This is a genomic window from uncultured Roseibium sp. (assembly GCF_963675095.2).
Taxonomy (GTDB): domain Bacteria; phylum Pseudomonadota; class Alphaproteobacteria; order Rhizobiales; family Stappiaceae; genus Roseibium.
Map to the genome: position 1 here is coordinate 1 of NZ_CAXXSJ010000014.1, position 23,299 is coordinate 23,299.

At 56.9% G+C, this 23,299-nt stretch carries 17 protein-coding genes; 5 read left to right on the forward strand and 12 right to left on the reverse strand.

The annotated features are described in order from the left end of the window. Positions 1 to 3,358 (reverse strand): tetratricopeptide repeat protein (locus tag ABIN98_RS05215; RefSeq protein WP_346908027.1); only part of this gene is annotated, 3,358 nt, incomplete at its 3' end. A 955-nt stretch (positions 3,359 to 4,313) separates the two neighbouring features. Between ABIN98_RS05215 and ABIN98_RS05220 the strand changes: the two genes are divergently transcribed. From ABIN98_RS05220 to ABIN98_RS05230, 3 genes are all read left to right on the forward strand, one after another. Continuing rightward, complete coding sequence (locus ABIN98_RS05220; protein WP_346908029.1) at positions 4,314 to 5,558, forward strand: tyrosine-type recombinase/integrase; 1,245 nt, start codon at positions 4,314 to 4,316, stop codon at positions 5,556 to 5,558. A gap of 286 nt (positions 5,559 to 5,844) precedes the next feature. Next, on the forward strand, positions 5,845 to 7,098 hold the full coding sequence (locus tag ABIN98_RS05225; RefSeq protein WP_346908030.1) for an MFS transporter: 1,254 nt from the start codon (positions 5,845 to 5,847) through the stop codon (positions 7,096 to 7,098). 9 nt (positions 7,099 to 7,107) lie between these two features. Continuing rightward, positions 7,108 to 8,367, forward strand: coding sequence for an SLC13 family permease (locus ABIN98_RS05230; RefSeq protein ID WP_346908032.1), 1,260 nt, complete (start codon positions 7,108 to 7,110; stop codon positions 8,365 to 8,367). Positions 8,368 to 8,481: 114 nt separating this feature from the next. Here ABIN98_RS05230 and ABIN98_RS05235 read toward each other — a convergent pair whose 3' ends face one another. Next, positions 8,482 to 9,807, reverse strand: coding sequence for an HlyD family type I secretion periplasmic adaptor subunit (locus tag ABIN98_RS05235; RefSeq protein ID WP_346908034.1), 1,326 nt, complete (start codon positions 9,805 to 9,807; stop codon positions 8,482 to 8,484). Then, positions 9,804 to 11,573 carry a type I secretion system permease/ATPase gene (locus ABIN98_RS05240; RefSeq protein ID WP_346908036.1) on the reverse strand — a complete coding sequence of 590 codons (1,770 nt, stop codon included), beginning with the start codon at positions 11,571 to 11,573 and terminating at the stop codon, positions 9,804 to 9,806. The genes ABIN98_RS05235 and ABIN98_RS05240 overlap by 4 nt, the downstream gene beginning before the upstream one ends. Before the next feature lie 259 nt (positions 11,574 to 11,832). Between ABIN98_RS05240 and ABIN98_RS05245 the strand changes: the two genes are divergently transcribed. Further along, positions 11,833 to 13,800, forward strand: coding sequence for a hypothetical protein (locus tag ABIN98_RS05245; protein WP_346908037.1), 1,968 nt, complete (start codon positions 11,833 to 11,835; stop codon positions 13,798 to 13,800). A gap of 375 nt (positions 13,801 to 14,175) precedes the next feature. Beyond that, positions 14,176 to 14,571, forward strand: a complete 396-nt coding sequence (locus ABIN98_RS05250) for a DoxX family protein (protein ID WP_346908039.1) — start codon at positions 14,176 to 14,178, stop codon at positions 14,569 to 14,571. Between the two features lie 78 nt (positions 14,572 to 14,649). Here the strand turns inward: ABIN98_RS05250 and ABIN98_RS05255 are convergent, their stop codons facing one another. The 9 genes from ABIN98_RS05255 to ABIN98_RS05295 form a co-directional block, all read right to left on the reverse strand. Further along, positions 14,650 to 15,018: a cupin domain-containing protein gene (locus ABIN98_RS05255; RefSeq protein WP_346908040.1), complete on the reverse strand. Its 369-nt coding sequence runs from the start codon at positions 15,016 to 15,018 to the stop codon at positions 14,650 to 14,652. Continuing rightward, complete coding sequence (locus tag ABIN98_RS05260) at positions 15,015 to 16,001, reverse strand: urea transporter (protein WP_346908042.1); 987 nt, start codon at positions 15,999 to 16,001, stop codon at positions 15,015 to 15,017. Before ABIN98_RS05260 ends, ABIN98_RS05255 begins: the two co-directional genes overlap by 4 nt. Before the next feature lie 94 nt (positions 16,002 to 16,095). Further along, a complete protein-coding gene (locus tag ABIN98_RS05265; RefSeq protein ID WP_346908044.1) occupies positions 16,096 to 16,764 on the reverse strand; it encodes an isochorismatase family cysteine hydrolase in 669 nt (222 codons plus the stop codon). Positions 16,765 to 17,005: 241 nt separating this feature from the next. Continuing rightward, positions 17,006 to 18,034 carry a helix-turn-helix domain-containing protein gene (locus ABIN98_RS05270; RefSeq protein WP_346908046.1) on the reverse strand — a complete coding sequence of 343 codons (1,029 nt, stop codon included), beginning with the start codon at positions 18,032 to 18,034 and terminating at the stop codon, positions 17,006 to 17,008. Positions 18,035 to 18,341: 307 nt separating this feature from the next. After that, positions 18,342 to 18,848, reverse strand: a complete 507-nt coding sequence (locus ABIN98_RS05275) for a hypothetical protein (protein ID WP_346908048.1) — start codon at positions 18,846 to 18,848, stop codon at positions 18,342 to 18,344. Next, complete coding sequence (locus ABIN98_RS05280) at positions 18,845 to 19,591, reverse strand: hypothetical protein (RefSeq protein ID WP_346908050.1); 747 nt, start codon at positions 19,589 to 19,591, stop codon at positions 18,845 to 18,847. The genes ABIN98_RS05275 and ABIN98_RS05280 overlap by 4 nt, the downstream gene beginning before the upstream one ends. A gap of 63 nt (positions 19,592 to 19,654) precedes the next feature. Further along, on the reverse strand, positions 19,655 to 21,601 hold the full coding sequence (locus tag ABIN98_RS05285) for a multicopper oxidase domain-containing protein (protein ID WP_346908052.1): 1,947 nt from the start codon (positions 21,599 to 21,601) through the stop codon (positions 19,655 to 19,657). Positions 21,602 to 21,663: 62 nt separating this feature from the next. Further along, positions 21,664 to 22,752, reverse strand: a complete 1,089-nt coding sequence (locus tag ABIN98_RS05290) for a hypothetical protein (protein WP_346908054.1) — start codon at positions 22,750 to 22,752, stop codon at positions 21,664 to 21,666. A 14-nt stretch (positions 22,753 to 22,766) separates the two neighbouring features. Further along, positions 22,767 to 23,288 (reverse strand): (2Fe-2S)-binding protein, encoded by a 522-nt coding sequence (locus ABIN98_RS05295; protein ID WP_394701442.1) that lies wholly within the window; start codon positions 23,286 to 23,288, stop codon positions 22,767 to 22,769. Positions 23,289 to 23,299 lie beyond the last annotated feature (11 nt).

Sequence of the window (23,299 nt, forward strand, 5' to 3'; positions counted from 1 at the left end):
CGAGCGATAAGCCAGCGTCCGACACCCGAAAACAGTAATCGTTTTCTTCTCCGAACCCGTCTGGAAAGTTTTCCTCGTCAAAGTAGCCGACCTTTTCGATCGCTTCCCGGGTCAGAGCAAAGCAGAACCCGTGTATGAGCGGGACGCGCGGGACAAAATCTTCCGGGCTGTTCTCTTCGCACCAGCGGTTCATATCCGCCACTGTGTAGCCGCTCGGCAAGTCATTGATGGCGGTTTGCGTTTTCGTGCCTTTGTGATTGGGAACAGACTGATGGCTTGCAGCGCTCGAAAGCGGTCCGACCACGCCGATGCCCGGGTTGGTAAAAGCGGTGTCCAGCAGTTTCTCGATCCAGGAGCGGGCAACGACCGTGTCGCTGTTGAGAAGAATGGCCAAATCCGCATCCGGAGCCATTTCCCGCAGGCCCAGGTTCGCAGAACTCGTATATCCGCAAGGTTGGGCGCGAGAGATTAGTTCAGTATTGCTGGTTTCCCCGGCAAAGCCTTCAAGCCATTCGGCCGTCTCTGCAGACGAGCCATCATTGACAATGATGATCCTGTGACGCTCCGGGTTCCTGCATTCTGCAACCGATGTCAGACAGGGTTTCACGCTTTCCAACGCATCGTGAACGCAGACAATGACGTCGACTTTTCTCTCTGCCTGGGCAGCAGCGCGCGCATTCATAACGTCTGCGTATTTGCGCTTCGGGCGCGCAGGCAAAGCAGATGAAGAACAATCGGGAACCTGATCGTAACCGTGTTTGAACCAGGCCAGAGCCGGGTGATTGTGAACGCTGTCAGGGCGTGTCGTCAGGCGAAAATAGTCCGCATCCGCTTTGCGAAGGGAATAGTTGAAAGACAATTGATCGCGACGGGACCCTTTTTCGATTTCCGACCACCAGATATTCAGGAAGGAAGAGAGCTTGGGGTGATCCAGTCGAAACATCAGAAGGTTCGTCTCGACTAGGTCGTCGCATTCAAACCCTTCCGCTTCATATCTGGACATCTGCTTTCGGATAACATCCGGATCGTCTTTATCTTTTCGGATACACGCCTCGGCCTCTCCGTAAACCGAAGTTCGCACCGGATGGGGGATGCCGCCGACAGGGAAACCGGATTGAGCAAAGCGCTCGATCAAGTCCGACAGGTCATTGCGTATCAAGATATTGCCGTCGATCCAGACGGCGATTTCGTAGCCGGGCAGCAAGATGTGCGGATGCGTTTTGACGTATCGGGCGGATCTTGCTGAATCGTCATCGAAATAAGGTGTTTCCTTTACATCGAAAGCATATGTGTTGCCTTTGGCGTCATCCAGGAACATATGATAATCGGATGACTTTATGAGATCCTCGTGCGGCATTACGGGGTCGTGGGCTCCGGTAATGCAGCTATAGATCGCGCACCTGTCTTTTGACCCTGTTGAACGGTTTTCGGAATAGGTATCGACTATCGATCTCAGGCGTTCGTTTGACATGAAACGGTAAGGTCGGTCTCCGTCATAGTCACTCGTCTTAAACTGAGATTGAGGATTAAGCGCAAGAATCACTTCAAATATTTTCCGGGAGTCTTCATGTTTTTGATTGCTATCAAGGTCGTCCTTTAAACGAAACAGTCTTTTGACTGCGGATTCTTTTACGTCCAATCCTCCGTATCGAGAATTCACGGCCCGGTCGAAGTAGACTGCGGCGCTCAAACGTCTGTCGGTCTTGAAGAGCAATTCTCCGATGCGTACGCAGGTCCGGGCGTCGTTGGGGTTGATTGCAAACGCGGCCTGATAAGCCTGCAGAGCATCTTCCCACCGTTGTTGAGCGGAATGGGTGTCTCCAACAAAGTGAAGGTTTCGAATGGCTGCATCCTGATAGCCGCGATCGCCCGGTTTGATCTGCAAGGCGAGAGCAAAACGCTCTCCGGCTTCGGCATGCCTGTCGATCTTTGTTAAGACCCGGCCAATCAAAATATGGGCATAGGCCAACTGATCGGGATCGAAACCGATTGCGGCGGCAGTCTGGTAAAACTGGATGGCCACATCCCATCTGCCGGCATTGAAGTTTGCATCTCCAAGACAAGTCAGGTTCTTGAAAGCCGCACTTCGACAGTCCTGGTGATCGGATTTGATTTTCAGAGCCTGATCGAAATGACGGACCGCCTCAGCGCGCCGGTCGGACTTGGCCAATGTTCGACCGATCAGGAAATGCGAACGGGCCAGCTGATCGGGGCCGAGACCGATCGCAAGAGCCGTCTCGTAGGCCTGTACGGCTTCATCCCATTTGCCGGCATCGAAGTTTGCATCACCAAGGCATATGAGGTTCTTGAAAGCCGCACTTCGACAGTCCTGATGATCGGGATTGAGTTTCAGGGCCTGATTGAAATGATCGGCAGCTTCGGCGCGTCGACCGGACTTGGCCAATGTTCGACCAATCAGGAAATGCGGTTGGGCCAGCTGATCGGGGCCGAGACCGATCGCAAGAGCCGTCTTGTAGGCCTGTACGGCCTCATCCCCTCTGCCGGCATCGAATTTTGCATCCCCAAGGCATATGAGGTTCTTGGCCGCGGCACTTCGATAGTCATGGCGCTCGGGTTTGAATTTCAGAGCCTGCTCGAAATGGTGGGCCGCCTCGGCGCGCCGGTCGGACATCACCAGTGTTCGGCCGATCTGGGAATGCGCACGGGCCAACTGATCGGGGTCGAGACCGGTCGCGAGCGCGGCCTTGTACGACGCTACGGCCTCATCCCATCTGCCTGCATCGAATTTTGCATCCCCAAGGCATATGAGGTTCTTGAAAGCTGCACTTCGACAGCCCTGGTGATCGGGTTTGATCTTCAGAGCCTGCTCGAAATGACCGGCCGCCTCAACGCGGCGATCGGACTTGATCAGTGTGCGGCCGAGCTGGGAATGCGCATGGTTCAGTTGATCGGGGTCGAGACTTGTTGCGAGCGCGGCCTTGTACGACGCTACGGCCTCATCCCATCTGCCTGCATCGAATTTTGCATCCCCAAGACATATGAGGTTCTTTAAAGCGGCACCGCGATAGTCCGGATGATCGGGATTGATTTTCAGAGCCTGATGGAAATGACGGACAGCTTCAGGGCGCCGGTCGGACTTGGCCAGTGTTCGGCCAATCAGAAAATGGACATGCGCGGACTGATCTGGATCGAGACTGCAAGTAAGAGCAGTCTCATAACAAACGAGGGCTTTCTCCCACCGAGCTGCGCTGAAGTGCGTGTTGCCGGAAGCCAAGGTTTTATTGAACTTCCTTGCTAGACGCTGATTTCTATTCAAGACTTGAAAAATCGAATTTTGACTCTGATGGAATGCGCTCAGCAATTGGTCATGCGCCATGATGTCGGTGTTAATCCTCATAATGATATTTCTTACAGGAGATATGAAATCGCTTAAATGAACACCGCGCCTGCAAGAGCTGATTTGATAGCAATCATAACGAGTTATCGTGACGACAAATGATTGTTCTCTTGTGACATGTCAAGACAGGCGAAATGAACCAAGCCGGGTTTGCGGGTGGCTCCAGCTCCTGAGTGGGAGGGGATGCGGCTTGTTTCCGCGATCGTGCGAGTTCGTCAGCTAGCGGGTCGTTCGACGAAGCATTGCGTTTCTCCTGTTGGTTTTTGACTTCGGCAGGTTTTGCGCCGCCGATGACCAATACCTAATGCGGAAAAGGGCGACGGACCTGTGACGCGCGACACTGCGCAATCCGACGGCTGAAAAACGGGGAGGGAAGAGAGGGCGAGCCCACACTGGTACCGCTCCAGGCGGAGATCGCTTCAGAGCCTGAAGGTGCACTCTCATGAAATAGCTCAGATTGCCGTACCGGGCACATGCAAGCCTCCTAAGTCGCGCCCGTAAAGATCGAGCGCTGTCGGGTGGCTGGAACGTCCTGGACGAGCAGATGAATGACCTGGATGAATCCAAGTTATCCGAATTTCTCTATGGGTCGGCCCTGCAGCGATGGAGTGCAGGAGTCTGAAGCAAGATATCTTGATTGGGCGAGGGACTGTGAAAAACGGTGCCGCGCGACGAGTAGAATGATGACCGATAGGCGCTGCGCTCTGGAAAATTCAATTGTATCAATATGATAAAAAAATGGCGGACAGAGAGTCCGCCAGTATGTGTATCTATATCAGTCTCATATGCTCTCATTCGAGTTTTGCAACATATTGTTTTTACGAATTAATTTGTAAATCCATCATCAATTATCGTATCAATCACTATCAGCTCCCAACATCCCATCTCACGTTTTTTGATGGGCTGAATGATGGGCTGGAGCTTTAGCCCATCGTAGCGTCTTGAGGGGGGGGACATGCTGAGTGATGCCAAGGCACGGAAGATAAAACCTGGCGACAAGCCGCTCTCTGATGGCTCCATCAAGGGCCTCTATCTGTTTCCAGTGAAGACCCATGGTGCGGGGAAATGGATCTTGCGGTTCACCTCCCCTGAAACCATGAAGCGCCGGGACATGGGTATTGGCAGTTACCCGCTGATCTCCCTGAGCCAGGCACGTGAACTCGGCTTTGAAGCGCGCAAGCTGATCGAGCTGGGCAAGGATCCGATTGAGGAACGCAAGCGCCTTTTAGAGACGGAGCGAATTAAGCTCTCGATTCCAAGTTTTGCGGAGGCAGCTCGCAAGGTTCATGGGGACAGAAAAGAGGGGTATCGCAACAAGAAGCATGCGGACCAGTGGATCAACACACTGGAACAATATGTCTTCCCATTCATCGGGAATATCCAAGTTCCCCACTTGACGGCAGCGGACTTTGCCAAGGCGCTCAAACCGATCTGGCTGCAGAAGCCCGAAACAGCCTCGCGCGTAAAACAACGTTGCGATACGGTGATGAGCTGGTGCGCTGCCAATGGGTTCATTGTGGCAAGTCCCGTCAGTGTCGTGACGCAACTCCTCCCGAAACAGCCGGGTAAACGGGAGAGGGTCGCGCATCAGCCGGCTGTTCCCTGGCGGGATGTACCGGCCTTCGTTCAGGACGTGCTGCATTCAGGCCTGCTGACGCAATCCAAGCTGATGCTGGAAGTCCTGATCCTGACGGCAGCACGCTCGGGAGAGATCCGTCAGATGGAATGGTCTGAGCTCGACTTCGATAATGGTGTCTGGGCGCTGCCAGCCCAGCGCATGAAGGCCAAGGTCGCGCATCGCGTGCCTCTCTCGCCCTATCTGGTTGAGCTCCTGGAGGGGCTAAAGCCGACCGACGAGGACGAGACATCACAGCTTGTATTCCCGTCCCGCAACAATACGCCGATCAGCGACATGACGCTGACGAAATGCGTCCGGGATCATAATGTGAAGAGTGACACTCCCGGTCGTATCGCGACCGTCCACGGCTTTCGGTCATCTTTCCGCGATTGGGCTTCCGAGAACGGCTATCCCCGCGATCTTGCCGAACGGGCATTGGCGCATACGATCCGCAACGCGACCGAGGCGGCTTACCACCGGACAGATCTGTTGGAGCAGCGTCGGGAAATGATGCTGGATTGGGAGAGCTGGGTCTTGGTGGCTGCCAGCCTTCCTTCATCGCATCGGCAATCTGGTCGGTAAACGGCTTCATCAGGTGCGCCAATATGGTCCTGTTGGCCGTGGCCACGAAGGCCTCCACCAGTATTGCATAGTTCAAGGCGGCGAATTCCGGCGCTGCCGCCACGAATTCTCTTGTATGTATCAAATAATGAATCCGTGTAATCAAGTCCTATTTAAGATGGAAAAACGGCAAAACTTAATGCCATATTAAGAGTGAAGTCTTAAATTCGTTCTTGTCGATAGGCGGGTAATTACTTTTGAAAGGCGGAAGTTTATTTTTGAAGCTGATTGATTGGGGCGGATGGATTTGGGAACACGATTAAACAGGCCTCTTCTTGGCGCCAATTTCTTTGCCGGGGATGTTGTCGCAGGGCTCGGACCTTATCTCGCGATCTATCTTCTGTCCGCCTACCACTGGAAGCCGGGCGGTATCGGAATGGCCCTTGCCGCCGGTTCGATCGCCACCGTTTTGGTTCAGACACCGGCGGGGGCGATCATAGACGCCACGCGTTTCAAACGGGCCATTCTTGCCGCTTGCACGATCATCATCGGTGTTTCGGCGATCATCATCGTCATTACCGACGATCCGCCCTGGCTCATCTACTCCGCCCAGATTGCCATCGGCATCGCCTGTGCCTTTCTGGGGCCTGCCATTGCGGCGGTGACATTGGGCATCACCGGTCCCGACCGCTTTACTGCACAAAGCAGTGCCAACCAGGCCTGGAATCATGCAGGCAATGTCTTCGGCGCGGCTCTGGGAGCGGCCCTGGCGATCTGGTGGCTGCCGGACGGGGTGTTCTGGCTGATTGCCGCCATGGCCTGCGGAATGCTCGCCAGCATCGCCATGATCGACAAGAACGCGATCGATCATGATGTGGCCCGTGGCGGGCTTGAAGAGACAGGCCCCGACGAGGGACGGGCGGAGGGATTTCTGGCCCTTTTCTCCGACAAGCGTCTTCTCACCTTCGCGATATCGGTGGTGATCTTTCATTTCGCCAATGCAGCCATGCTGCCCCTGGTCAGCCAGCAACTGGCGCTTGGCAGCGACACAGGCATGGGCATTGCCTTCACCGCCGCCTGTATCGTGGCCGCCCAGCTGTTCATGATCCCCATGGCGCTCCTTTGCGGCGCGAAGGCCGACATCTGGGGCCGCAAACCGCTGTTTCTGGCGGCTTTTGCCGTCTTGCCGATCAGGGGCCTGCTCTACACCCTGTCCAACGACAGTTATTACCTGGTCGGCGTGCAATCGCTCGACGGCCTGGCCAACGGCATATTCGGGATGATTTTTCTACTCATTCTGGCGGACCTGACCCATGGTACCGGGCGGTTCAACGCCGCCCAGGGCGCTCTGACGACCCTGATCGGTCTTGGAGCAACCTTCAGCAACCTCATTTCTGGCTGGATCGTCGAACTGGCCGGGTATTCCACGGGCCTCCTGTTTCTCGCCGCGATCGCGGTTGTCGGCGCCCTGGTATTCGGCCTTGCCATGCCCGAAACGGCACCGACGCTGCAAAAGACGGATGGTGGGGCAACCCATGATCCTGGCATTACGAAGACCTGACATCGCAACATGACCTTCAGCCTGGCAGTCTCAACTGCGATCTTCGCCCTGATCTCGATCCGGCAATGGCTGCCGGAGTCGGTTCGTATCTGGCAGATCATGACGACGGGTGCGCTTGTCCTTGTGCTCTCCGGCGAAATTCACCCCTCGGAGGCGATAAGCGCGGTCGACTGGAACGTGATCGCCTATCTGTTCGGTGTTTTTTCGATCTCCCATGCCCTTTACGACTGCGGAATTTCCCATCGTTTGAGTGCGCTTATCCGCGACAAAGGCAAGTCTGCGGACCGGACCTTACTCCTGTTCATGGCTCTTGCCGCTCTCATCTCGGCGGTTTTGACGAATGATGCCGCAGCAGCGATCGGTACCCCGATCGCGCTCACAATCGCATTCGGACTTGGAATCCGCCCGGCGGTCCCGCTGATTGCCCTGTGCGTTGCGGTGACCATCGGCAGCATGATGTCGCCGGTCGGCAACCCGCAAAACATTCTCATTGTAACCGCCGGTCAATTCGACAATCCGGTCGGCACGTTCCTGCGCTGGCTATTCGCACCAACGCTGCTGTCTCTGCTCTTCGCCTATGTTTGGTACCGCCGTTGTCTCGCCCGCGAGGCAAAGGTTGAGACCAATAGCCTTTCGTTACCCGAACCGACATCAAACCGCCCCTGGCCCGCGCTCTCTGCAACAGCGCTTCTCACCGTTCTCGTCATTGCCGATAGCAGCTTGCAAAGCCGGTTCCCGGAAATCGACGTCCCGCTCGGGCTCATCAGTGTGGCCGCCTCACTGCCGATTTATCTGTTTTCAAGACGCAGATTGACGATCCTGCGAGAGGTCGACTGGCACACGCTGATGTTTTTCGTAGCCATGTTCATCGTCACCGGTGCTGTTCTGAAATCCGGAGCCTTACAGGATATGCTCGGGCCCTGGCAGGACCGTCTCAACGAACCGTTCATCGTGGCAAAAGTCAGCTTCTGGGCCAGTCAGCTCTTTTCCAATGTGCCGGTTGTCCAGATCTATCTGAACCTGCTCCCGTCCGCGGATACGGCGACCCTGATGTTGCTCGCCGGGATCAGCACGCTTGCCGGCAATCTCTTTATCATCAGCGCCGCAAGCAATGTCATCGTGGTCCAGCAAACCGAAAAACTCGGCGCCCGCCCGTTCCAGTTCTGGGAATTCGCCCGCTACGTTCTGCCGGTTACGATCGTTTCTCTGGCGCTATGTTACGGCTGGGTCGTATATGGCATGACGCTGCTTGGACTCGACGCAAGCTGAGTTATCTCACCATCAGAAGGGCTGTCTCATCCAACACTCATGGCAGAGGCCGCGGGACTGGGACCCTTCAAACGATGGCGTATCCGACACTTTCAACAAGTTCCCGGGTATTGCTCAGCCTTCCTTCATCGCATGGGCGATCTGATCGGTAACGGGCTGCATCAGGTAGGACAATATGGTCCTGTTCGCTGTGGTGACGAAGGCCTCCACCGGCATTCCGGGAACCAGACCCTGACCGTCGAGTTTGGCCAGTTCGTCCTTGGGGATCTTCAGCCGGACATTGTAGTAATGTTCACCCGTGCCAGGATCGATGGTTTCGTCGGCCGCAACCCGCTGCACCTTGGCGACCAGGCGCGGCGTCGTCCGGTGATCCAGACCCGGAAAGCGAATGAATGCGTCCTGGTTCCGGTAAACCTGATCGATATCCGATGGCGTGACCTGAGCATCGACGACCAATTGATCTTCCCGTGGAACAATGTCCATGATCGTTTCGCCGGCCGGTACGACGCCGCCGATCGTGTGGACGGCCAGTTGATGGACGTAGCCGGCGCGCGGTGAGCGGATCTCCAGACGGTTCAACTCGTCTTCAACGGTCACTTTCTGCAACTCGAGCTCCGCGATCTTGGAGACAACGTCCTGCAATTCCTGCAGCACCTCGGCACGCCCATCCTCGTCGATCTGAAGGATCTGCATTCGCCGTTCGCTGACGGTTTCCTTCAGGCCGGCGATCTCCGATAGCAGTTCGCTCTTCTGACCGACCATGCGGGTCCGGTCGCGCTCGAGGCTGGAGATGCGGTTTTTCGTGACCAGCTTCTTGGCAAAGAGCGCTTTTACGCCGGCAAGTTCATCGTCAAGAAGGTCGAGCTCCTCCGCCTGCGCGGACACTTGCGCCTCCAGCCCGCTGATCTGCGCTTCAAGCTGTTGAATCTGATCTCCAAGCTGTTCCTTGCGCTTGGTCTGGCTTCCGTTTCGGGCACGCATCAACAACGCCTGACGAAGCTCCGTTTCCGCGGCTTTTTCTCTGGCGATACCTTCCGGGCGCGGTGGAAACTCGATCTGGTCCTTGCCGTCCCGCTCTGCTTCCAGGCGCGCTCGCCGCGCCGTCAACTCACTCAGCTGGTTGATGATGATGGAGTGATTGCTCCGCGCCATCGTGTTGTCGAGGCGAATGAGAAGATCGCCCGCCGACACTTCCTCTCCTTCCCGAACAAGGATCTCCCGGACGATCCCGCCTTCGCGGTGCTGAACCTGTTTCACCTCGCTTTCCACAACGAGGGTGCCGCGCGCGATCACAGCACCCGCGATCTCGGTGAACGTGGCCCAACCGCCCATGCCCACCACCAGGATGCCGACGATCGTCACAGCCAGCGACAGATGGTTGCGAATGCTGAGTGTCAGCGTTTCATTGCCTTGGGGCGACCTGTTCGGAAACATGGTCATGCCTGCTGCCTCCCGGCTGCTACGGATTGAACCGGCGTCATCATCTTGCGCATGACTTCTTCCTTCGGCCCTATGGCCGCAACCCGCCCGTCCTTGAGGCACAAAACCTTGTTGACCGCACCGATTGCGCGGGGGCGATGGGCGACCAGAATGACGATGGAACCTTGTTCACGCATCTTCAGGACCGCCTCCGCCAGGGCAACCTCACCCTCCGCATCGAGATTGGAATTCGGTTCGTCGAGGACGAGGACAAAGGGATTGCCGAACAGGGCCCGTGCAAGGGCGATACGCTGGCGTTGGCCACCGGAAAGCGACACCCCTTCGGAGCCGATGATCGTGTCATAGCCATTGGGCAGGGAAACGATCAGGTCGTGCACATCGGCAAGACGAGCCGCCTCGATAATCTCTTCCGACGTCGCACGCGGGTCGAAACGGGCGATATTGCTGGCAATCGTTCCGTCGAATAACTGCAGCTCCTGGGGCAGGTATCCGATGATCCGGCCGCGCCGGTCGGTGCTCCACTGATCGAGCGTCGCGCCATCGAAGCGAATGTCACCCTTGAGCAAGGAGGCCGTGCCGACGATCGCCTTGGCCAGGGTGGTCTTGCCGGAGCCGGAAGGCCCCAGTATCGCCAGGCCGTCGCCGGCGGCAAGGTCCAGGGAAACGCCGTGAATGACAGGCTGGCGCATCCCTGTCGGCCCGCAATAAAGCTGTTCGACGGACAGATGCTTGCCCGGAAGCGGCAGTTCCACGTTCTGTGATGGTTCCATCTGGATGCGGAACAGTTCCTGCAGGCGGTTGAAGCTTTGCCGTGCCGAGACGAAGCCGCGCCAATGGGCAACGGCCTGCTCCACCGGAGAAAGGGCCCGCGCAGTCATGATCGAACTGGCGATCATGACACCCGGCGATATTTCCTGGCGGATTGCGAGCCAGGCGCCGGTCGCCAGCATCGCGGATTGCAGGATGAAGCGGATCGTCTTGATGGCCGAGCTGTAAAAGCCCGACCGGTCTGCGGCAAAGCGCTGCCCGGCGAGATACGCCCCATTCTCCGCGTTCCACTGTTCCGACAAGGCATGGCCCATGCCCATGGCTGAAATCGCATCGGCATTGCGCCGGCTTTCCTCGACCAGCGCGCCGCGTCTGCCCCGCATCCGCGCAGCCATTGCGGACGGTTTGCGGGACGATACCTCGTTGAGCAACACCAGGACGAGAATGATGACAGCCCCAATTAGGGCGACAAAACCGAGCAGGCTGTGCAGGAGAAAGACGAAGCACAGATAGAAGGGGAGCCAGGGAATATCGAAAATGGCGGCAGGTCCCTGACCGGACATGAACTGCGTGATCGTATCGAGATCCTGGACGGGACGCAGGGAGCGTCCCTTCGCGCCCATCCTCGTTGGAATGCGCGACGAAAGAACGAAGGCTTCCGATGACAGGTGCGCATCCACCTGCTGCCCGATACGGTACAGGACGCGCGCACGCAGCCCCTGAAGCACACCGAAAAACAGGTAGAGAGCCAGCGCGAGGATACCGATCGCCACCAGGGTCGGCACGGATCCGCTGACGAGCACACGATCATAAACCTGAAGCATGAACAGGGGGCCGGTCAGCGTCAGCATGTTGATGACGAAACTGACGCCACCAACGCCCCACAGCCAACCCCGAAGAGAGGAAAGCACACTTGCGAGCGGCGACTGTTCCTCACCTGCCTGCCCAAGCGCATAAAGAGAACTTGTCTCTTTCAGGTTATGGTTAACGTAGGACATGCGATCAAAACCCACCGACATCAATATCAAAGAGATGATGACGCAAAACGAGGTAGTTTTCCGCCTTTATTGTAATTGTTAATTCGTCGAATTCTTATTTTATGCAAGTTACATATTTTTAATAATCAAAAAAGCAGAGGTAAGTATTGGATTTTATCATCAACTGATACAATCTGATACATTATTAATCTTGAGATATACTAATCGATAGACAAGTCATAGGCGTTGGGTGGGGGAATGCTGATAAAGGAAAACCCTCATGGCAGGTACTTTCGAAGATTTTCTTGATGCACTTCTGGCGTATGAATCCGGTTGGGACCGGGAGCGCTACGATGCAGGCATCATTGTGGATTCGCAGCTCGACACATGGGCCGGCGGATCGGTTCAGGACTTTTTTCCTGACTACTCGAGCTGGAGCGAGCTGACCGACGAGGAATGGGAAACCATGGCCTATCGGTCCATGAATTCCTATGGCTTCGTCGGCTACCAGTTCGGAGAGCCGTTCCTGATCGATCTCGGTTATTATGACGATGACGCCTACTATGGAAACGGCGCCTCGACGAACACCTGGGACGGCACCTGGACCGGCAAGAACGGTGTCGACTCCCTTGAAGAATTCATGACCCAGGAAGCGCAGGACGTCGCTATCCGGGAGGCCTTCGGATTCAATCTGGAGACCATCCAGGATGGGCTGGCTGCTGCCGGCAAGAGCCTCGACGACTACCTGGGAACGACCGTGACCTACGGGTCCGGGGATTCCGCAGTTACCGTCGAGCTGACGCTGACCGGTATTCTCGCCGGCGCCCACCTGAGCGGCGCTCCGGCCATCGTCTCTTTGCTGCTCAACGGAACGCTCGCCAACGATGAATACGGAACCTCGATCCTTCAGTACATCGATCAGTTCGGCGGTTATGATTCTCCCAGCATCGATGAACTCATCGAATATTTCGAGGAACGCCTGACCGGCGACGAGGGCTTGAACAACGACGACAACGGCACGGCAGATGTCACCGCGGATACTGCCGATGTGGTCATTGACTGGAACTGGGGCACGAACGCGGTCATTTCCGATTTTAATCCGGATACCGACACGATCTATATCGGCTGGTTCACCTCAAGCCAGATCGACGTTTCCGAAAGCGATGGAAATGTCGTTTTCACGATCTCGTCCAACAACCAGACCGTCACGCTGGAAGGGGTCTCTCTTTCAGACCTGACCGCCGCCAACTTCACCATCATGGACGACACTGCCGCTGAGGAAATCCTCTCCCAGGTCAGCCAGGAAGACAGCTCGGACGACGATACGGACGACACCGACACGGGTGATACCGATAGCGGTGATAACGATAGCGGTGACACTGACAGTGGGGACACCGACACAGGCGATACCGATACGGGCGATACCGATACCGGCGACGCCGACGACGGTGATACGGATAGTGGCGATACCGACACCGGTCAGGATCCGGATCAGGGCCGTGAACACGGGACCGCGGATGTAACCCCGGAGACAGCGACTGTTGCCATTCTCCGAGATCCGGGCAGCGACCAGGTCATCACGGATTTCGATCCTGATACCGACACGATCTTCATAGGCCGGTTCAATGCGAGGCAGATCGAGGTGACCGAAACCGACGGCAATGTCGTTTTCACAATTGCCTCGACGCATCAGACGGTGACATTGGAAGGTGTCTCCCTGTCCGATCTCAGCGCCGATAATTTCACGATCAGAAATCCCAACGCCGCACAGGAAATCCTAAGCCTGATCGGACAGGACGACTCTTCGAATGATGATGCGGATGATGACGATAGCGGCGACACGGATAGCGGTGACACGGATACCGGCGACACGGATACCGGTAATACAGATACAGGCGATACGGGCTCCGATGACAGCGATACGAACTCGGGAGACGGTACCCAGGATACCGTCCACATGACCTGGAACTGGGGTGCCGAAGAGGTCATCTCGGATTTCAATCCGTCTGAGGACGTCCTCGATTTCGGCTCGCTCTCCTCAAGGCACGTTGAGATTTCGGAAGTCGATGGGGACCTGCATATCGAAGTTCTCGGAAACGGTGGTCACACCTACATCATCGAGGATGTTCAAGCAGAGGATCTCAGCCTCGAAAATCTTGCGGCAGCGTCCTGGAATGACGGGGTCCTGAATGATCAGGATGGCGTCATCGATCAATTGGAAGTTCTCGGCAACGACGAGATTGCGTAACTGACATCCCTCTGCGGCTCTGGCGTTTCACCTCTGGTGGCACTGCCGGAGCCGCACCGGCTTCTTTCAAAGCAGACTGCGGCAAGAGTGATACGGTACGGTTTGCAAGGTCATTGCCATTCTTGACGTGCCCCGAGGATGCGAACGGGTGCCGCGGCCAATTCTCCATTATGCCCTATCGAATATCGGTGCTGTAACCGAGCAGATTTCTCACGCGTCAATGTAAACCGCGCCAAATACCTCCCTTATAATCTTCTGTTGATCCCGTTTCAGAGAGAAGGAAATACCATTGCAGAGGTAGAGGAATGGGGTTTTCCTTTGACAGGAAGAACGTCCTTCCATCGGGACGTGCTAAAGGCCAATTGGAGGTTCAACTTGGATATTCCTGGAAAAGTCGCCCCTTTTTGCCACAGCCTGCTCCGCCTGGTCGCGGGGCTCCTGTTTCTGGAACACGGCACGTCGAAATTCCTGGATTTCCCGCACAGCCAGTATTCCGGGACCGAACTCATGAGCATGGCCGGATTTGCCGGCTCGATTGAACTCATCGGCGGGCTCCTGATAACGCTCGGTCTGTTCACCAGACCCGCGGCTTTCATCGCTTCCGGCACCATGGCGGTCGCCTATTTCATGGCGCACGCTCCCCAGAGCTTTTTCCCGTTGATCAACGGCGGTGCCGAAGCGATTTTGTACTGCTTCGTCTTTCTCTACCTTGCCGCCGCGGGCGGTGGACCGATCAGTCTTGACGCGATCGTTCGAAAAACGTCGGGATGAGGAACGGCCTCGGTCAGGTACGGATTGCCGCCTTCAGAAGGCGTTTCCTTTGAAGCCCTCAAACCGAGGACACCGCGTCTATTCAGCGCCTACAAAGCGGACGGCCTTTTCATAGATCAAAAGCGCGATACAACCGTTCTTGCTGCCCGGCGAATGGCGCGTGCCGGGGCGGTTGATCACGAAGCTGCCTTCGGGATAGGTGCCATGTTCGTCATACTGGTCCCCCCGGATGAGATAGATATGTTCATGCCCCAGGTGTTCATGCAGAGGGACCCGCGCACCGGCTTCGTATCGTAGGAGCACGGAGGCCGCGCCGCCGTTCCCGTCATCGTAAAACCAATGCGCGGTCACGCCTTCATGGAAGGGTTTCCAATCCGCAGGTCCGTTCAGGCTGTTTGCGTATCCGGCGAGGTCCTGCAAGTTCAGCATGGGGGGCATTTCGATCATGTCGCTTGTTCCTTGACCGGTCCTCGGCGCTGCGGAGATGCGAGCGGTGACCCCGGCTCGTTTTCATCTTCGGTCCGGGCCCGAAAACCATGATTGTCGATCCAGTCCAGCGCCAGCAGAAACCAAACCGTCAGGACGAACGGGGCGGATAGCGCCTGTAGGCCCAGGAGCGAAAATAGCGGCATCAGAACGGTCGCAAGAAGTGCTGCAAGAAGAGAAAGCGGCAGGCGTCCTCCGCAAATGACATAGACTGCGACAGCCGCAAGAACACCGTTGAAGCCATAGAGGCCCGTGTCGGCGTTCGCCGCACCGGTGCCGCCGTAATAGTAGGAAACCAGTGTCCCTATTGCTGCTCCAAGTAAGGCAATAATGGCGTGACGCCAGTTGCTCACAAGAAGCCCGAGCAGGAACAGGGAACCGGACACGACCGTTGGCGAGAACAATGCCTCTCCCAGGCTGCGACCGACCGCCGTGAGCGGATGAAAATCCGCAACCTGCGTCGCGCTGAATTCGATCGGCTGAAGCACATCCAGATAGGGTGCGAGAGCCCACAGGACCCAGAAAATGATGAGAAACGGCAGTGCGGTGATCGGGAACGGCAGCCTGGCAACCAGGATGCGCACAAGAACGATCGCGGCAGCCACACAGCACAGCAACACGCCCCACATGCCGAAGTCGTTCCATCCGGTGTGATAAAACGAAGGAAGTGAGATCGCGATCAGACAGGGATTGATGCCGGGCAGCCCGGTTTCGAGTGTCTGCTTCTGGCCCAGCAGCATGCGTCCGCCGGGTGCCAGGATCGCCGCGACCAGCATATAGGCTGCAGTTAGCGGAGAGGCGGCAAGAACGGCCGCAAGAAACAAAAGCCCCGTCAGTTCATTGGTCTGGAAACAAAGCTGGGAACAGCCCCTGAGCACCAGCCTCCAATACGGAAGCTTGCCGGAGACTGCCGGAGGCAGGATCATCTCTACCAATGGGGTCATGGAACCAAAGCCTCACACACCTGAGCGTCACCAATCCGGGAATGATTGGCAGCGGTGTTGCGGACGGCAGCAGCGCGTCCGCAACCCGGTTGCATCAAAGCGCGGCGATCAGGTCGAGGACCTTTTTGGACGGTGCCGTCCAGCCGACGATCCCGCCTTGTGCGGTCAGGGCGCGCAGCGTGACTTCCTTGAATTCGGGAAAGAAGCTGTCGGTACCGTCTTCGACCAGGAGACAATCATAGCCGCGGTCGTTGGCGCAGCGCATGGTGGTCTGGACACAGACTTCCGTCGTGACGCCCGTAATCACGAGATTGGAGATGTTCCGCTTCATCAGATACTCGTGAAGGATGGTGTCATAGAACGCGTCCTTGCCGGGCTTGGAGATAACCAGTTCGCCCTCCAACGGTGCGTTTTGCGGAATGAAATCCGATCCCTCTTCGCCATCGATCAGGATGCGGCCCATCGGGCCCATATCGCCGATCTTGATTTTCGGATTGCCACGGTTGCGCTTGGCTGTCGGCAGATCCGAGAGGTCCGGCTTGTGGCATTCCTTGGTGTGGATCACGGGAAGGCCGGCCTTGCGGAAGGCGGCCTGCAAATCGGCGATGACCTGAATGCAGGGTTGAATGTTGCTGAGATCGTTGCCGAGCGATTCCGCAAATCCGCCGGGCAAACAGAAGTCCCGCTGCATGTCGATGCAGATCAGGGCAATGTGGTCGATATCGAATTCATAGGGAAACGGAGTCGCGTCGAGAGTCGGCATTCAAAGGTTCTCCTGTCCAGAGCTGCTGACGTTCTGATCGAGCCGTTTATCGACTTGTGCAGACGTCAATCAGGTTTCCCAAAGTCTCCCGCTAAACGCCGGAATACTCTCGGAAGACTTAAAACGGTTCTTGGAGAACTATCATGCAGACCTTATTAAACCATTGAAGAATATGAGTAAAATAGGATCAGCGTATCATAAAGAATAGGATGCCCGTCTCACGCGGCAAATTATTCAAGAACTAGATACTCTGCAGCCACGCGCTCAACTGACCGTAGTTGATAGTGTTGTGGCTTATGGGGCTCTGCGCTTCTTTAAAGTGCCTTCCGCCCCGCAAATTGGTTGCCTCCATGGGTGTCATTCCGAACCGCTGGCGAAACAGCCGGCTGAAATGAGCCGGATCTGAGAACCCGACACCGTAGGCAACTTCCTTGATGCGGCGTTGTCCGAAGGGGACGGATATGAGCTGATAAAAGGCGCGTTCCAGACGGCGCATGGTGATGTAGTTTGCGACGCCTCCGTACTGAGCGAACTCCCTGTACACGGACGGCCGGGAGATATTGAAGATCCGGCAAAGATGCGCAACTCCCAGTTCCGGGGTCGCCAAATTGCGGTTGATATAGGCCTGCATTTCCTTTCGCCGCTCGTCGCGCTTTTTTTCTTCGGACGGCCCAAGCGGAGATCCGGAAACAAGAACATTTTCCATCAGGCCGCAAAACCCGCTCGCCAAATCCTCCTCTTCGTCTTTTTTGATGTCCGGGAGCTGATCCAGCAAAGCGCGCAAGGTATTGGCGAGAAACCGCCCGATCCCCGTATCATGCGAAAAGACCATATGGCCCGGATGCAGGGCAGGATCGTAGCCGATTTTCTCGTGCGGAATGACGACGCCCACGACATTCGAATCGCAAGCCGAGGAATAAAACTCCCTCGAAAAATCATAGACGTGGATGTCTCCAGGAGATAACTGCCAGGACTGATCTTCGATCAATCCTTTGGAGCCGCCTTTTTTATAAAGCTGAAGGGAAATGAAATTCGTGTCTTGTGCCAGCCTTGCGCCATGACTGAAGGTCTGGGCGGAGAACTCCACATCTGTGAATATCAACCCGTTCATCAACCACGCAGTCACGCTTTCCCTGGTACTTGAACCGTCCGCCAAAGGATTGACGTCGTATACCGAGCGTACGGCCTCGCGCCACGCGTCGAAGCAGTATTCATCTCCAACAATCGACGCATCAAGATGCAGGGATGGGATAGAGGTGTTGTCGGTCATAGGGTCGATTTGGTTTCTTGTCGTTTTTACCTAGCTCTACATCGGGATATGGGCCTTGGCGGTTCCGTTTGGCCTCCACGGGGACGCATTTACGGATGTCTTAAAAGTCGGCATGCATTTCAGCAGACGCCAAAGGCGCGTTTCATTTCCAAGATTATCCGCAAAAACAAAACTCCGTAATGGTTCGATAGCGGTTATCCCCATAGTACTGCCAGTAATTGACACTTTCCGACCCTTCGTTTTCGACTTCCAGAAACAAATAGAAACATAAGTCAGGTAGTAACCGTGCACCGGACTAAATGTTATATTATTCTTGAAACATTTCCTGGCGCTGCTTCAGCTCTGTTTCCATTCTGCCGGCGTCTTCGCAATCCAGCCTCGCAAGCATCCGTACAGACATGGCAGACTTGTCGGTCGCCGATTTCGCATGAACGTAGAGGAGCCTGTCCGGTCCGGACATCGTCACATGGTCCAACCCGCCGTTGGGGAAACCGAATGTCAGGTAACCGGCCTGGGGGTTGTAGGCTCCATTCTGGTAGGTCGGGCCGAGCACATAGGTGTTCTCGTCATCCCATTCATAGATATGGCTGAAGACAAGGTAGTCCGTGTCCTCGATCATGCGGATCTTGAGCCACATCTTTTCGCGTACGAGTGTCGCGCTTTCGGGCTTGCTGGCATCGGCCAGCAAGGATGTCGGCGCAAAGCTCTCGCTGACCCAGCAACCGATGAATGGCTGCAGGCCACTACCCTGCGCTTGCGCGAGAGCGGAAACGGGCAGGAACAGCCCAAGCAGCAGGAACAGACAGGCTCTCACGGGACCTTCCTTTCGTCGGGAACCTGAGGGATCACAAAGTCCCTGGTGTGGCCGGAATAGCCCGGGTTGCTTTCCGGCCCGATGATCGGCGTAGAGCCGCGATAGCCGAGACGCGAAATGCCCTTGTTGCCGATTGTGAAAATATTCTTTGCCGGGAGACCGGCATCGATGAACGCATCCGTCACGACATCGGAATCGACGTAGCCATAGCGCGGATCCAGGCCGAACTTGCCTTTCGCCTCTTCGACAAAGGACTTGATCAGCGCCGTTCCGTGATCGCCCATCCACTCGGCCATGGCGGTTCCCCGGTCCTTTGCTTCCGTCACCGCGGCATCGCCATTGCGCAGCAACAGGAGCGTGTCGCCTTCTTCCACCGGGAAACCGTTTTCCTGAAGCCAGTCCAGGGTCGCCTGACACATCGACTTGCCGAGCACTTCCATTTGCCGGGGGCGGCCGGCCATATAGACGATCGCATATCCGCGGCGATGGTAGATGTTGAGCATCAAGGCGGCATCTTTGCGCGGGTAACTCACGCCGATGTCGAGAAACGCTCCATTCGTCGGACCGTAGTCAAGCAGGATGTACTGCCCGAGCACACCGTCTATGTCGGTCACCACCGCGGGCCTGTCCTTCAACATTGCCGCGGCCTGCGGGGTCACCTGCCGGCAATAGTCCGTTTCTTCCGCCACAGCGGGAGAGACGATTATTGAAAGCAGTACGGCTGAAACCAGTTTCTTGAGCATCGTAATCCCTTTGCCTCTTGTCGATCGGGGACGGGAAGGGGTGCTGCCGCCGACCTCTGTTCGCTACGGAACGATCCTGAAATTCTGCAGCATCCCCGTTTCCTCATGTGCGAGGAAATGGCAGTGGAACACGGTCTTGCCCACAAGCTCCGGATCGAACCGCATCCATATGCGCAGCATTCCCTTTTGCGGGATGATGATCGTGTCGCGCCACATGTTCGGCCGGTCCAGGTGGCGCATGGCGTTGATACGGTTGGTCACGATCTGGCGCTGGTGTTCCGGAACCAGTTTCTCGTCGACCGAATAGGCGCCGTACACTTCCTTCACCTGGAACGGATTGACATGAATATGAAACGGGTGCGTCGCTGCCGAAGGGCTGGAGATCACCCATTCCTCGGTCGTGCCGGCCTTCACATCGAAATAGGTGTCGTCCGGGCGGTAGTCCCTGTCGTCGATCCGGAACTGGGGGAACGGGAACTTGCAAGTGTCGCCGGCCAGATCGAAGACGAAATGGCGCCGCCGGACGATTTCCTCTTGCCGGATATTCTGTTCCGGCGGGATACCCGGGGTGAAGGTCATTTCGGAAATCAGCGCTTGTCCTTCCGCCGTTTCCTCCGTCACCCGGAACGTTGCCAGCAACTGATCCTTGGGGCCGCCACCATAGAACTGGATGGTGCCGCAATGATCGCTCCAGACCTCGTAGATCCCGGCTTCGGGGAATTGCACCAGCAGGTCGTGCCGTTCGCCGCCGCCCATGACCATGGACATCCGCCTGACCGGCCGATCGTAGGCGATGCCGTCGGATGCGATGATGTGGAAGGGAATGTTGTCGTCATCCGTGTCAGGTGGAGTTGGCGTACCCGTTCCCCTGGCCTTGACGATCCGGAAGGCGTTGAGGTTTTCGATGGTCGCGCTGAGATGACGGATGAGGAACACCTCGTTGCGCTTGACCGTATATTCCGGCCGGTATCGCCCGGTCACCATGAAGGAATAGTCATCGCCGGTATTCTGGGCCGCCAGGAACCGGGCGACCTTGGCAACGCCCGGCGTTGCCTTTTCCGGCGCCTTTTCAACCGTGTAATGCGGGTCGTGAACGGCGAAGGGAATTTCCGTCGTGACTCCGTAGGATTTCAGTTCCGCGTCGTACTTGCCGCGGACAAGCACCATGCCGGCCATGCCGCTCCAGGCCTGGATGGCGACGGAATTGTGCCGGTGCGGGTGATACCAGAAGGTGCCGCAGGGATGATCTTCGGCCAGGGTGAAGGTGTAGGTTTTTTCCTCGCCCGGTTTGATGGTGATGTAGTCGGAGGCCTTTTCGAGCGTGCCTTCCGGCTCGAACAGATGCGGCGTGATCTGAAGGCCGTGCAGGTGAAGGTTGGTCCAGTTGTAATTCTTCGGGACGTTCACCTCGTCGACCGTGAAGTCTGCAATCGGCGTCGTCGGCTTGCACACATTGGCGAAGGGCATGCCGAGCGGATCCTGTTCGTGCAGGAAGGAATAGGGACCGTTCTTCTGCCGGATGATGTTCAGCCAGTCCTCCGCCTTCGGCTCGGCGGGACCGATCCCTTCGTAGATACCGTCTTCTTTCAAATCGTTGACGATCTTGATGCTGAAGGTCTGGCCGGGCTGCAGCTCCAGGACCGGGCCGAGGAAGTTTCCGTCAAAGACCCCGTCAAGCCCCCAGCTCCGGCAGAGATACTCGAATTGGCCCCGGGCCATTGTATCGCTGCCCTGGTCGACCTTGCCGTTCTTGTCGACACCGTATTCCAGCTCGAGGGGATAGGTCGCAAACTTGGCGACCAGTTCATAATCCGGCTTCACCGGCACCAGCGGCTCGCCCTGCAGAGCCTCTTTGTTGGTCGTGGTCTGGGCATATGAAAACGGCGGCGCGGCAAAAAATGCGGCGCTTCCGGCAAGCCCGGAAAGAAGCGCCCTTCTGGAGACTCCGTTGCTCAAGGTCGCGTTTTCGGTTTCACCGTGATCAGAAACGAAGCGGTTGGTCTTTGCCATGAATTCGATCCCCTATGGATTGGGATTTTGGGCGCCGACGGCGCCTTGCAGATCATTCACATTCAATTTGCCGTTTCCTCATCGGCTGTCTTTTCCGCGAGCCATTCGTTCAGCGACTGGATCGGAGAGACGATGCAGCCATCGGCTTCCGGGTTGTCGCAGCAGCGCTGCAGGTCCATCACGTCCTGCTGGTAGATCCTGTTCCATTCGGCGAGCGGCAGGTCGTTTCCCGGCGGCATCCAGTAGGAATGCGGATAGGAAGAAGCCCACTTGCTGTAGGGATCGGGCGGTGCCTCGTGGATTGTTCCGGGACGCGCACCGAGCCGCCCGTGCGGGGCCTGTCCGATGGACTGAAGCATTTTCGCCGGCTGCTCGCCGAAGGTCGGAATATCCCTCGACCCGCAGGTGTTGAGAGATCCGATCCTGTGGCAGCCGGTGCAGGTGTTGCCTCGGGTGGAGATGCTTTTCGGTTTGGGCCATGTCTTGAACGGGCCGCCGGCATCCACCGAATGGAACCCCCAGGGGTCGGCCGGCAACTGGCCGTTTTGTTCCGACCATGGCGTTCGCATCCAGGGGTCGCTGTCATGGCAGTAAATGCAGCCGTGCTGGACAACTTCCTGAGGCGTTGCCCAGAGCTTTTCTGCGGAAATCTTGCCCTCCGGCGGCGAAAGCTCGGACGGAGGCGGGACCCGGCTGCCGTCGTCGCCTTCGGGTTTTTCGCCGAAGTTCTTGGAAATGAAGAAGCAGGTGCTGCCCGATTTGACGTTGTGCATGATGATTTCGATGGAATCGAAATGCGGATCGTCGACCGGCCGGATGAACATGCGGCGGCACAACAGGACCATTTGCACATCGTCGTCCCGGTAGGCCGTCATACGGCTGTAGGGCGCGCACTGACCGTCGGTCTTTTCCGGATAAGGCAACATCGCCGGGCGGTCGCATATCATGTCCGGCGTGTAAGTCTCCGGAACCTTGCCATTGACCGTTACCGGAACCAGATCGAGGTCCAGGCAATTGAAGACCGGCGCTTCCGCGATCAGGCTGGCGCATTCCTTGCCGTAGTCGTTGAGCGTATAGCTCTCTTCGGCAATGGCCTTCCCGAGGCCGCAGCTCAACAGCATCGCGGTGACTGCGCCGGTCAGGTTTTTCATGGCCACCCCTCCCATCACGTCACCAGCCCCGGTGTTTCCAGAAGGACCTGTCGGATGGCCTGGTGATAGCGGACGTAGCCGGTGCATCGGCAGACGTGCTGGCCGACGGCGTCCTCGATGGCCTCGTCCACCTTGTCCGCGGGGATCGGTTGCCGCTTGAGCCTGTCCAGAAGCGCATAGGACGCCATCAGAAAACCCGGGCAGCAATAGCCGCATTGGAAGGAGAAATTGTCCAGAAACGCCTGCTGAAGCGGATGAAGGGTTCCCGCTTCTTCAAGCCCCTCGACCGTCGTTACATGCCGCCCGTTGATGTCGCTAAGCGGCGTTGTGCAGGAGCGGATGGCTTCCTGATGGGCGCCTTCCTCCCGGGCAACACTGACCGTGCAGACCCGGCAGACGGCGATGCCGCAACAGAACTTGGTGCCGGTCAGACCGAGGTCTTCCCGCAGGAAATCGACGAGCTTCATGTCACCTGGAACGCCCGTCCGGCTGACCTTTTCGCCGTTGAGTGTGAACGCGAGATCGATCTTTTCCATCATCCCCTCCA